The sequence below is a fragment of the Microbacterium cremeum genome, assembly GCF_015277855.1.
Classification (GTDB): domain Bacteria; phylum Actinomycetota; class Actinomycetes; order Actinomycetales; family Microbacteriaceae; genus Microbacterium; species Microbacterium cremeum.
In genome coordinates, this window is record NZ_CP063812.1 from 2,003,640 (window position 1) to 2,015,829 (window position 12,190).

A 12,190-nucleotide genomic window follows, 5' to 3' on the forward strand; every position below is an offset into this window, starting at 1 on the left:
GCTCTTCCCCCCGGAAAAGCGGCATCAGGGCCGACGTCGTCCCAACTTGAGCATCAACGTGAGGACGGTAGGTATGGCTTCGAGCCCCCGTCACATCGCCTCTGCGCAGGCGAGCACCCCGGCATCGTCGGGTCTTGCAGGACTTCCTGCCAAGCAGGGCATGTACAACCCCGCGTTCGAGAAGGACGCGTGCGGCCTGGCGATGGTCGCGACCCTGCGCGGCGAGGCGGGTCACGACATCATCGATCTCGCACTCACCGCGCTGCGCAACCTCGAGCACCGCGGGGCCATCGGCTCCGACGCGGGCACCGGTGACGGGGCCGGCATCCTCACGCAGATGCCGGATGCCTTCCTGCGCGCCGTCGTCGGCTTCGAGCTGCCTCCGGTGGGGGAGTACGCCGCCGGAATGGTGTTCCTGCCCCGCGACGACGAGGCGCGCGCGGCGCAGAAGGCGGGCATCGAGCGGATCGCGGCATCCGAGAATCTCACTGTCCTCGGCTGGCGCGAGGTGCCCACGGCCGACGACCACCTCGGCAAGCTGGCCTTCGACGCCCGCCCGGCGTTCGAGCAGCTCTTCGTGTCGCGGCCGGCGGTCGGCGATGAGCCGGCCCTCTCGGGCATCGCGCTCGATCGCCGCACGTTCCGCCTGCGCAAGCGCGCCCGCACCGAGCTCGACGCGTACTTCGTGTCGCTGTCGGCCCGCACGCTCGGCTACAAGGGCATGGTGACGACGCTCCAGCTGGAGCCGTTCTACCCCGACCTGCAGGACGAGCGCTTCGCGTCCGAGCTCGCGGTCGTGCACTCGCGCTACTCGACGAACACCTTCCCGTCGTGGCCGCTGGCCCAGCCGCTGCGCATGCTCGCGCACAACGGCGAGATCAACACCGTCAACGGCAACCGCAACTGGATGCGCGCGCGCCAGTCCCAGCTCGAGTCCGAGCTCCTCGGCGACATCGACCCGCTGCTGCCTATCTGCACACCGGGCGCGAGCGACTCGGCCTCGTTCGACGAGGTGCTCGAGCTCCTCACCCTCACCGGCCGCAGCCTTCCGCACGCGATCATGATGATGGTGCCGGAGGCGTACGAGAAGCAGGCCGACATCGACCCGAAGCTGCGGGCGTTCTACGAGTTCCACTCGATGCAGATGGAGCCGTGGGACGGTCCGGCCGCCCTGATCTTCACCGACGGCACGCTCGTCGGCGCCACGCTCGACCGCAACGGCCTGCGCCCGGGCCGCTGGACCGAGACGACCGACGGCCTCATCGTGATCGGCAGCGAGACCGGCGTGCTCGACTTCGCGCCCGAGCGCATCAAGCGCCGCGGGCGTCTGCGCCCCGGACGCATGTTCCTCGTCGACACCGCGCAGCGGCGCATCATCGAGGACGCTGAGATCAAGGCCGAGCTGGCCGAGCTCGAGCCCTGGCAGGAATGGCTCGACGCGGGCCGGGTCCGGCTCGCCGAGCTGCCCGAGCGCGAGCACATCGTGCACCCGATCGCCTCCATCACGCGCCGCCAGCGCACCTTCGGCTACACCGAGGAGGAAGTGCGGATCCTGCTGACGCCGATGGGCCAGACCGGCGCCGAGCCTCTCGGCGCCATGGGGTCCGACACGCCGGTCGCGGTGCTCAGCGAGCGGCCGCGCCTGCTGTTCGACTACTTCACCCAGCAGTTCGCACAGGTCACCAATCCGCCGCTGGACTCGATCCGCGAAGAGGTCGTCACCTCGCTCGGACTGGGGCTCGGCCCGGAACGCAACCTGCTCGAGTGGGGACCGGACCACACGCGCGTCGTGACTCTCGACTTCCCCGTCATCGACAACGACGAGCTGGCGAAGATCCAGCACATCGACACCGCGCTGCCCGGCCGCACGTCCGTCACCATCCGCGGCCTGTACCGCGTCGAGGCGGGCCACAAGGGCATGAAGAAGCGCCTCGAGCAGATGTGCCAGGAGGTCGACCAGGCCATCGAGGACGGCGCGGAGTTCATCGTCCTCTCGGACCGCGACTCCAACAAGGACCTCGCACCCATCCCGTCGCTGCTGATGCTCGCCGCGGTCCATCACCACCTCATCCGCAACCAGACCCGCATGAAGTGTGGTCTGGTGGTCGAGGCCGGCGACGTGCGCGAAGTGCATCACGTGGCCACGCTCATCGGGTACGGGGCATCCGCCGTCAACCCGTACCTGGCGATGGAGACCGTCGAGTACCTCGTGCGCGCCGGCTTCATCACCGGCATCACCCCTGAGAAGGCCGTCAAGAACCTGATCTACGCGCTCGGCAAGGGCGTGCTGAAGATCATGTCGAAGATGGGCATCTCGACCGTGTCGTCGTACGCCGGCGCCCAGGTGTTCGAAGCGGTCGGACTCTCGCACGAGCTGGTCGACACCTACTTCACCGGCACCGAGTCGAAGCTGGGCGGCGTCGGACTCGACGTCATCGCGGCCGAGAACGCGTCGCGACACGCCTACGCGTACCCGGAGGATGCCGCGGTCCGCGCTCACGAGCGGCTCTGGACGGGCGGCGAGTACCAGTGGCGGCGCGACGGATCGCCGCACCTGTTCAACCCCGACACCGTGTTCCGCCTGCAGCACTCGACCCGCACGCGCCGGTACGACATCTTCCGCGAGTACACGAAGCTCGTCGACGACCAGGCACAGGAGCTCAAGACCCTCCGCGGCCTGTTCGCGCTCAAGACCGAAGGGCGCACTCCGGTGCCGATCGACGAGGTCGAGCCGGTGTCGTCGATCGTCAAGCGGTTCTCGACCGGCGCGATGAGCTACGGCTCGATCTCGAAAGAGGCGCACGAGACGCTGGCCATCGCGATGAACCGCATCGGCGGCAAGTCGAACACCGGTGAGGGCGGCGAAGACGTCGAGCGCCTGCTCGACGCCGAGCGTCGCAGCTCGATCAAGCAGGTCGCCTCGGGGCGCTTCGGCGTGACGAGCCTCTACCTCACCGAGGCCGACGACATCCAGATCAAGCTCGCGCAGGGAGCCAAGCCCGGCGAGGGCGGCCAGCTGCCGCCGACCAAGGTCTACCCGTGGGTGGCGCGCACGCGTCACGCGACGGCCGGCGTCGGCCTCATCTCGCCGCCGCCCCACCACGACATCTACTCGATCGAAGACCTCAAGCAGTTGATCTTCGACCTCAAGCGCGCCAACCCCGGCGCCCGCGTGCACGTCAAGCTGGTGAGCCAGTCGGGCATCGGCGCGGTCGCCGCGGGGACGGCGAAGGCCCTGGCCGACGTCATCCTCGTCTCGGGACACGACGGCGGCACCGGCGCGAGCCCGCTCAACTCGCTCAAGCACGCCGGCACGCCGTGGGAGCTCGGTCTCGCCGAGACGCAGCAGACGCTCATGCTCAACGGCATGCGCGACCGCGTCGTGGTGCAGGTCGACGGACAGCTCAAGACCGGCCGCGACGTCATCATCGGCGCCCTCCTCGGGGCCGAGGAGTTCGGCTTCGCGACCGCGCCGCTGGTCGTGTCGGGCTGCATCATGATGCGGGTCTGCCACCTCGACACGTGCCCGGTCGGCGTCGCGACGCAGAACCCGGTGCTGCGCGAGCGTTTCACGGGCAAGCCCGAGTTCGTCGTCAACTTCATGGAGTTCATCGCCGAGGAGGTGCGCGAGTACCTCGCGGAGCTCGGCTTCCGCACGCTCGATGAGGCGATCGGCCGCGCCGATCTGCTCGACGTCGACGGCGCGGTGCGGCACTGGAAGGCGAGCGGGCTCGACCTCGCACCGGTGCTCGAAGGCCCGGTGTTCGCCGAGGAGGAGCCGCGACGCAACACGACCTCGCAGTTGCACGAGCTCGAGGCGCACTTCGACGTCGCCCTCGTCGAGCGCGCGAAGGACGTGATCGCGCACGGCGGCCATCTCACGATCGACCTGCCGATCCGCAACACGGAGCGCGCCGTGGGGACCCTGCTCGGTCACCACGTCACGAAGGCGCGGGGCGAGAACGGACTTCCTTCCGGGAGCATCGAGGTCAACCTCACCGGCTCGGCCGGACAGTCGTTCGGCGCGTTCATGCCCGCCGGCATCACGCTGCGCCTCGAAGGCGACTCGAACGACTACGTCGGCAAGGGCCTCTCCGGCGGCCAGATCGTGATCCGGCCGCCGCGCAACGCCGCCTTCGACGCCTCGCGGAACGTCATCGCCGGCAACGTGATCGGCTACGGCGCGACCCAGGGGACGATGTTCTTGCGCGGCATCGTGGGGGAGCGGTTCTTCGTCCGCAACTCCGGCGCCACTGCCGTCGTCGAGGGCGTCGGCGACCACGCCCTCGAGTACATGACCGGCGGCCTCGCGGTGATCCTGGGGCCGACCGGCCGCAATCTCGGCGCGGGGATGTCGGGTGGCACCGCGTACGTCTACAAGCTCGACCGCAAGCTCGTCAACCGGGAGGCGCTCGCCTCGGGCGAGCTGGAGCTCGGAGAGCTCGGTTCGGGCGATGCCGAGATCCTGAAGGACCTGCTCGAGCAGCACGTCGTCGAGACCGGCTCGACGCTCGCTCAGGCGCTCCTCGACGACTTCGAGACGGAGTCCGAGAACTTCGTCCGTGTACTGCCGCGCGACTACGCGGCGGTGCTGCAGACTCGCCAGGCGGCGGTCGCCGAGGGGCTCGACCCCGACGGCACGGTCGTGTGGAACCGCATCCTGGAGGTGACGGGTGGCTGACCCGAAGGGCTTTCTGAAGGTCACCGAGCGCGAACTGCCCCCGCGGCGGCCCGTGCCGGTGCGCATCATGGACTGGAAAGAGGTCTACGAGCCGGGCGACACGGCCGTGCTGCGCCGGCAGGCCGGCCGCTGCATGGACTGCGGCGTCCCGTTCTGTCATCAGGGCTGCCCGCTGGGCAACCTCATCCCCGAGTGGAACGACCTGACGTGGCGCGGTGAAGGCCGTGCGGCGATCGAGCGGCTGCACGCGACCAACAACTTCCCGGAGTTCACCGGCCGGCTGTGCCCGGCCCCGTGCGAGAGCGCGTGCGTGCTGGGCATCAACCAGCCGGCGGTCACGATCAAGCAGGTCGAGGTCTCGATCATCGACGAGGCGTTCGCACACGGCTGGGTCGAGCCCGAGCCGCCCGGGCGCCTGACGGGCAAGACCGTCGCCGTCGTGGGCTCGGGTCCCGCGGGTCTCGCCGCGGCGCAGCAGCTCACGCGCGCCGGCCACACCGTCGCCGTGTTCGAGCGCGATGACCGCATCGGCGGACTCCTGCGCTACGGCATCCCCGACTTCAAGATGGAGAAGCGCCACCTCGAGTCCCGGCTTCGCCAGATGCAGGACGAGGGCACCCGCTTCCGCGCCGGCGTCGAGATCGGCAAGGACATCTCGTGGAGCGACCTGCGCGCGCGCTACGACGCCGTCGTGATCGCGACGGGCGCGACCGTGCCGCGCGACCTTCCCATCCCGGGGCGCGACCTCGCAGGCGTGCACTTCGCGATGGAGTACCTGGTCGAGTCCAACAAGGCGGTGGCCGGCGACGCCGTCGCGAACCAGATCACCGCCGAGGGCAAGCACGTCGTCGTGATCGGCGGCGGCGACACCGGCGCCGACTGCATCGGCACCGCGCACCGGCACGGCGCGCTCAGCGTGACGAACCTCGCGATCGGCCGCCGGCCTCCCGGCGAGCGGCCCGATCACCAGCCGTGGCCGATGTCGCCGACGATCTTCGAGGTCCAGTCGGCGCACGAGGAGGGGGGCGAGCGCGCCTATCTCGCCTCGACGGTCGAGTTCCTCGCGAACGAGGTCGGCGAGGTGCGTGCGCTCCGCATCGCCGAGACCGAGTTCGTCGACGGCCGGCGCGTGCCCAAGAGCGGCACCGAGCGCGAGATCCCTGCCGACCTCGTGCTGATCGCGATGGGTTTCACGGGCCCCGAGCAGGCGTTCCTCGAGGACCAGCTCGGTGCGCAGTTCACCGAGCGCGGCAACGTGCGTCGCGAGGACGACTACCAGACGACCGCCTCCGGCGTGTTCGTCGCGGGCGATGCCGGTCGCGGGCAGTCCCTCATCGTGTGGGCCATCGCCGAGGGCCGTGCGGCCGCGGCGAACGTGGACCGCTTCCTCATGGGTGAGACCCACCTGCCCGAGCCGGTCCGCCCGACCGATGTCGCCATCGGCCTGCAGCCCGCGTAGGCTGGCCGAGGCATTCGCCACCTTCCCACCCACCCGGAGAAAACCACGGATGAGACGCGCCAAGATCGTCGCCACCCTGGGTCCCGCCACATCGACGTATGAGATGGTCCGCGCGATCATCGACGCCGGCGTGGACGTCGCCCGCTTCAACCTGAGTCACGGGGACTACTCGGTCCACGACAACAACTTCGCCAACGTCCGCAAGGCCGCCGACGACGCAGGGCGCGCCGTCGCCGTGCTGGTCGACCTGCAGGGTCCGAAGATCCGCCTCGGCAAGTTCGAGAACGGTCCGCACGAGCTGGCCGTCGGCGACATCTTCAAGATCACCACCGAAGACATCCTCGGCACCAAAGAGATCGTCGGCACGACCTTCAAGGGACTGCCGAACGACGTCAATCCGGGCGACTTCCTCCTCATCGACGACGGCAAGGTGCGCGTCAAGGTCATCGAGACCGACGGCACCGTCGTCACGACCGAGGTCATCGTCGGCGGGCCGGTGTCGAACAACAAGGGCATCAACCTGCCGGGCGTGGCGGTCAACGTCCCCGCCCTGTCCGACAAGGACGAGGCCGACCTGCGCTGGGGTCTGCGCGCGGGCGCCGACCTCATCGCCCTGTCGTTCGTGCGCGACGCCAAGGACGTCCAGCGCGTGCACGTGATCATGGCGGAGGAGGGGCGTCACGTCCCGGTCATCGCGAAGATCGAGAAGCCGCAGGCCGTCGACAACCTCGAAGAGATCATCGACGCGTTCGACGGCATCATGGTCGCGCGCGGCGACCTCGGCGTCGAGCTGCCCCTCGAGGCGGTTCCGATCGTGCAGAAGCGCGCCGTCGAGCTGTGCCGCCGCATGGCGAAGCCCGTCATCGTGGCGACCCAGATGCTCGAGTCGATGATCGAGAACCCCGTGCCCACGCGCGCCGAGACGAGCGACGTGGCCAACGCCGTGCTCGACGGCGCGGACGCGGTCATGCTCTCGGGCGAGACGAGCGTCGGCAAGTACCCCGTCACGGTCGTCGAGACTATGGCGCGCATCATCGGCTCGACCGAGGAGCACGGCCTCGAGCGGATCCTGCCGCTCACCACGAAGCCGCGCACGCAGGGTGGAGCGATCACCCTCGCCGCGATGGAGGTCGCCGAATTCGTCGAGGCGAAGTACCTCTGCATCTTCACCGAGTCCGGCGACACCGCGCGCCGCATGTCGCGCCTGCGCCCGCGCATCCCGATGATCGGCTTCGCTCCCGATCCGGCCATCCGCCGCCGCATGGCGGTGACGTGGGGTGTGCAGTCGACCCTCGTCGAGCACGTCGCGCACACCGACCTGATGTTCATCCAGGTCGACGACTACCTGCTCGCGAACGACCTCGCCGCCGTCGGCGACAAGGTCGTCGTGATCTCGGGATCGCCTCCCGGCATCATCGGCTCGACGAACGACATCCGCATCCACAAGGTCGGCGACGCCGTGCACGGCAAGGCCCCGATCTACAAGACGCGCGACTGACCCGACGTCAGACACGGCAGACGGCGGCTGGCACCACTAAGGTGGTGCCAGCCGCCGTCCCTCGTCTGAAAGGTGACACCGATGTCCTTCTTCGGTGAGTTCTTCTGGTTCCTGCTGTGGAGCTTCTACTTCATCGCATACCTGTACGTGGTGATCGTGATCATCACCGACCTGTTCCGCGACCACAAGCTCAACGGCTGGCTCAAGGCGCTGTGGATCATCGCCTTGATCTTCGTGCCGTTCCTCACGGCGCTCGTCTATATCATCGCCCGCGGCAAGGGCATGGCCGAGCGCGCCACGGCGGCTCGTGGCCCGATGATCTCGGAGGCCGACGACTACCGCCCGGCCGCGTCGTCCAGCCCCGCCGACGACATCGCCCAGGCCAAGGCGCTGCTGGATGCCGGCACGATCTCGCAGGGCGAGTACGAAGCGCTCAAGAGCAAGGCGCTGGGCAACCAGTACTTCGGCGCCTGACACCGACAGAGATGGCCGGATGCCTCGATTCGAGGCATCCGGCCATCTTCCTGCGTGCGGGTGCCGGTGGTGGGAGTCGAACCCACACGCCCTTGCGGGCAACCGAGTTTGAGTCGGTCGCGTCTGCCATTCCGCCACACCGGCCAGCGCTCGCGCGCGTCCGCGAACGACCATACCGTAGGATTCAATGGTGACTGAGCAGGAGCAGAACGCCGCATCGACGGCATCCACCCCCCGTCGCGTCGTGGTCGCCGAAGATGAGTCGCTGATCCGGCTCGACATCGTCGAGATCCTGCGCGACAACGGATTCGACGTCGTCGGCGAAGCGGGTGACGGTGAGACCGCCGTCCAGCTCGCGACCGAGCTGCGTCCTGACCTCGTCATCATGGATGTCAAGATGCCGCAACTCGACGGCATCTCGGCCGCCGAGAAGCTCAGCAAGAACCACATCGCGCCGGTCGTGCTGCTGACCGCCTTCAGCCAGAAGGAGCTCGTCGAGCGCGCGAGCGAGGCCGGCGCTCTCGCGTACGTCGTGAAGCCGTTCACCCCGAACGACCTGCTGCCCGCGATCGAGATCGCCCTGGCGCGCTACGAGCAGATCATCACGCTCGAGGCCGAGGTCGCCGACATGGTGGAGCGGTTCGAGACCCGCAAGCTCGTCGACCGGGCCAAGGGCCTCCTCAACGAGAAGATGGGGCTGTCCGAGCCCGAGGCGTTCCGGTGGATCCAGAAGGCCTCGATGGACCGCCGCCTCACCATGCAGGACGTCGCGAAGGCCATCATCGAGCAGCTCGCGCCCAAGAAGGACTGAGCACCCGACGAGTTTCATGGAAGCGGATGCCGCGTATCGCGGCATCCGCTTCCGTCGTTCGGGCGGGGCGCCCGGGTGGCCCTAGAGCTCGGCACGCCGCGTCGGCTTCGCCCGGCGGGGCTACTCGATCCGGCGGATGTGGTTCGTGATGCGCACTGTGGAGCAGCGCCGCCCCTCATCGTCGGTCACGACAATCTCGTGGACGGTGACGCTCCGGCCGAGATGCAGGGGAGTGCAGACCCCGGTCACAGACCCCGAGGTCGCGGAGCGCGTGTGCGTGGCGTTGATGTCGACGCCCACGGCGAGCCGGCCCGGGCCGGCGTGGAAGTTCGCGTGCATCGACCCGAGCGACTCGCCCAGCACCACGTACGCGCCGCCGTGGAACAGGCCCACGGGCTGCGTGTTGCCTTCGACGGGCATGCGCGCGACCGCGCGATCGGGAGTGAACTCGAGCCACTCGAAGCCCATCTTCTCCGCGAGCGCGCCGATGCCCCGGGCCTGGGCCCATGCGAGCTCGTCCTGCGGTGCGACGGATGGTTCGGGCATGGCTCACCTTCGCTCAGGCGGGGGGACGCGGCGGGAATCACTGTCGTCCGCCCTGGCTAGGCTTGCAGGGTGACGGACTCCCGAAAGCCTACTCTCCTCGTCGTGGACGGCCATTCGCTGGCGTACCGGGCGTTCTACGCACTCCCGGTCGACAATTTCTCGACCAAGGACGGCCAGCACACGAACGGCATCTATGGGTTCCTCGCGATGCTGATCAACCTCATCAAGGCAGAGCGACCCACCCACCTGGCGGTCGCGTTCGACACGTCGCGACAGTCGTTCCGCACACGCGAGTACGCCGAGTACAAGGCGAACCGGTCCGAGACCCCGTCCGAGTTCAAGGGCCAGATCCCGCTGCTGCAGGACTGCCTCGCCGCCATGAGCATCCAGGTGCTCCAGCAGGAAGACATCGAGGCCGACGACATCCTCGCGACCCTCGCGGCGCAGGCCTCCGCCGACGGCTTCCGCGTGCTGGTGTGCTCGGGCGACCGCGACACCATCCAGCTCGTCAACGACGACATCACGCTGCTCTACCCGAACGTCCAGGGGGTCTCGCAGCTCAAGCGCTACGACCGCCAGGCGGTGATCGACCGCTACGGCGTGCCGCCCGAGCAGTATCCCGACATCGCGGCGCTCGTCGGCGAGACCAGCGACAACCTGCCGGGCGTGCCGAAGGTCGGCGAGAAGACCGCGGTCAAGTGGCTCACGCAGTTCGGGTCGCTCGACGCGCTGCTCGAGGGCGCCGAGACGATCAAGGGCGTCGTGGGCAACAACCTCCGCGAGCACATCGACGATGTGCGTCGCAATCGGATGCTCAACCGGCTGCTGACCGACGTCGAGCTGCCGCTGACGCCGCACGACCTCGAGGTGCAGCCGATGGACGCGCAGGCCGTGCGCGACATCTTCTCCCGCCTCGAGTTCAAGACGCTCATCCCGCGCGTCGCCGAGCTCGCCGGCATCGAACAGCAGATGGCGGCGGTCACCTCGGCCGCAGCGGTGCCGATGCCCGCGTCCGCCGAGCTCGAGGCCGGCGGTCTGCGCGAGTGGCTCGACGCGAGGCAGGGCGACGTCGGGGTCACGGTGGAGCTCGTGGGCGGGCTGCCGCAGCGCATCGGGCTGGCGACGAAGGATGCCGCGGCCGAGGCATCGTGGACACCCGAGGTGGCAGAGGCACTGAGCGACTGGCTCGCCTCCGACGCGCCCAAGGTCTTCAGCGACGCCAAGCCGCAGGTCAAGGCGCTGCGGCGCGCCGGGCTCACCGTGCGCGGGCTCGCGTTCGACGTCATTGTCGCGGGCTGGCTGCTGCGGCCGAGCTTCCCCGACAAGACGCTCGCCCACCTCGTCGACCGCTACCTGGACGAGAAGCTGCCCGAGGCCGATCCGACGCAGCTCGTGCCCGAGACCGAGGGCGCGACGCCGGGGCAGCTGTCGTGGTTCACGATGCGGGTCGCCGAGTCCGTGCGCGCCGAACTGCCCGCGAGCGTGCAGAAGGTCCTGGACGACATCGAGCTGCCGACGCTCGTCGCCCTCGCCGACATGGAGCTCGCGGGCGTCGCCGTGTCGCACGACACCCTGGCCGGTTTCTCGGGTGAGCTCGGCGCGCGCGCCGACGCCCTGGCCGAGGCGGCGTACGCCGCGATCGGGCGCGAGGTCAACCTCGGGTCGCCCAAGCAGCTGCAGGAGGTGCTCTTCGACGAGCTGCAGCTGCCCAAGACGCGCAAGACCAAGACCGGGTACTCCACGGATGCCGCGGTCCTCGCCGACCTGCAGGAGACCAACCCGCATCCGTTCCTCGACCTGCTGCTGCAGCACCGCGAGGCCACGAAGCTGCGCCAGATCATCGAGTCGCTCGACACCGCGATCGGCGCGGACGGGCGCATCCACACCACCTACGTGCAGACGGGAAGTCAGACGGGGCGTCTGTCGAGCACCGACCCCAACCTGCAGAACATCCCGATCCGCACCGAGGAGAGCCGCCGGATCCGATCCGCGTTCGTGGTCGGCGACGGCTACGAGACGCTGCTGACGGCCGACTACTCGCAGATCGAGATGCGCATCATGGCGCATCTGTCGGAGGACCCCGGTCTCATCGAGGCCTTCAACTCCGGCGAGGACCTGCACCGCTTCGTCGGCGCACGCGTGTTCGCCGTGGATCCCTCCGACGTGACCCCGGCGATGCGCACGAAGGTCAAGGCGATGTCGTACGGGCTCGTCTACGGGCTCTCGGCTTTCGGCCTCTCGAAGCAGCTGCGCATCGAGCAAGCCGAGGCGAAGCAGCTCATGATGGAGTACTTCGCGAGATTCGGCGCGGTGCGCGACTACCTGCGATCATCCGTCGAGCAGGCGCGGATCGACGGGTACACCGAGACGATCTTCGGGCGCCGGCGTCCGTTCCCCGACCTCGCGAGCCCGAACCGCGTGCTGCGCGAGAACGCGGAGCGCGCGGCCCTCAACGCGCCGATCCAGGGCAGCGCGGCCGACATCATGAAGATCGCGCTGTTCCACATCCACGACGACTTCGCCACCGCCGGCCTGCGTTCGCGCGTGCTGCTGCAGATCCACGACGAGCTCGTGATCGAGGTCGCACCGGGGGAGTGGGACGAGGCCGAGCGCATCGTGCGTGTACGCATGGGTGACGCCGCGCACCTGTCGGTTCCTCTCGACGTGCAGATCGGCCGCGGGGCCGACTGGAACGCGGCGGGGCACTGACCCGCGCGGCAC

General features: G+C 69.0%; 7 protein-coding genes and 1 tRNA gene. 6 read left to right on the forward strand and 2 right to left on the reverse strand.

Translation table 11 applies throughout. From position 1 onward, the window contains the following. The first annotated feature begins 73 nt into the window (after positions 1-73). The 4 genes from gltB (at position 74) to IM778_RS09075 (ending at position 8,112) form a co-directional block, all read left to right on the forward strand. Positions 74-4,681, forward strand: a complete 4,608-nt coding sequence (gene gltB, locus IM778_RS09060; protein ID WP_420488821.1) for a glutamate synthase large subunit — start codon at positions 74-76, stop codon at positions 4,679-4,681. Beyond that, positions 4,674-6,140: a glutamate synthase subunit beta gene (locus IM778_RS09065; protein ID WP_194408595.1), complete on the forward strand. Its 1,467-nt coding sequence runs from the start codon at positions 4,674-4,676 to the stop codon at positions 6,138-6,140. Before gltB ends, IM778_RS09065 begins: the two co-directional genes overlap by 8 nt. A 49-nt stretch (positions 6,141-6,189) precedes the next feature. Next, positions 6,190-7,638 (forward strand): pyruvate kinase, encoded by a 1,449-nt coding sequence (gene pyk, locus IM778_RS09070; protein ID WP_194408596.1) that lies wholly within the window; start codon positions 6,190-6,192, stop codon positions 7,636-7,638. Between the two features lie 81 nt (positions 7,639-7,719). Next, positions 7,720-8,112: an SHOCT domain-containing protein gene (locus IM778_RS09075; protein ID WP_194408597.1), complete on the forward strand. Its 393-nt coding sequence runs from the start codon at positions 7,720-7,722 to the stop codon at positions 8,110-8,112. Between the two features lie 61 nt (positions 8,113-8,173). Here the strand turns inward: IM778_RS09075 and IM778_RS09080 are convergent. Continuing rightward, positions 8,174-8,256: transfer RNA gene (locus tag IM778_RS09080), tRNA-Leu, on the reverse strand. Between the two features lie 43 nt (positions 8,257-8,299). Between IM778_RS09080 and IM778_RS09085 the strand changes: the two genes are divergently transcribed. Next, a complete protein-coding gene (locus IM778_RS09085) occupies positions 8,300-8,923 on the forward strand; it encodes an ANTAR domain-containing response regulator (RefSeq protein ID WP_420488822.1) in 624 nt (207 codons plus the stop codon). A gap of 120 nt (positions 8,924-9,043) precedes the next feature. Here the strand turns inward: IM778_RS09085 and IM778_RS09090 are convergent, their stop codons facing one another. Continuing rightward, positions 9,044-9,469, reverse strand: a complete 426-nt coding sequence (locus IM778_RS09090) for a PaaI family thioesterase (RefSeq protein ID WP_194408599.1) — start codon at positions 9,467-9,469, stop codon at positions 9,044-9,046. Between the two features lie 69 nt (positions 9,470-9,538). Here IM778_RS09090 and polA point away from each other — a divergent pair, with 69 nt between their 5' ends. Further along, complete coding sequence (polA, locus tag IM778_RS09095) at positions 9,539-12,178, forward strand: DNA polymerase I (protein ID WP_194408600.1); 2,640 nt, start codon at positions 9,539-9,541, stop codon at positions 12,176-12,178. Positions 12,179-12,190 lie beyond the last annotated feature (12 nt).

Excerpts from the sequence above, each read along its gene's own strand:
- gltB (WP_420488821.1), top strand. The coding sequence starts at position 74 with ATGGCTTCGAGCCCCCGTCACATCGCCTCTGCGCAGGCGAGCACCCCG.
- pyk (WP_194408596.1), top strand. The coding sequence starts at position 6,190 with ATGAGACGCGCCAAGATCGTCGCCACCCTGGGTCCCGCCACATCGACG.
- IM778_RS09075 (WP_194408597.1), top strand. The coding sequence starts at position 7,720 with ATGTCCTTCTTCGGTGAGTTCTTCTGGTTCCTGCTGTGGAGCTTCTAC.
- IM778_RS09085 (WP_420488822.1), top strand. The coding sequence starts at position 8,300 with ATGGTGACTGAGCAGGAGCAGAACGCCGCATCGACGGCATCCACCCCC.
- IM778_RS09090 (WP_194408599.1), bottom strand. The coding sequence starts at position 9,469 with ATGCCCGAACCATCCGTCGCACCGCAGGACGAGCTCGCATGGGCCCAG.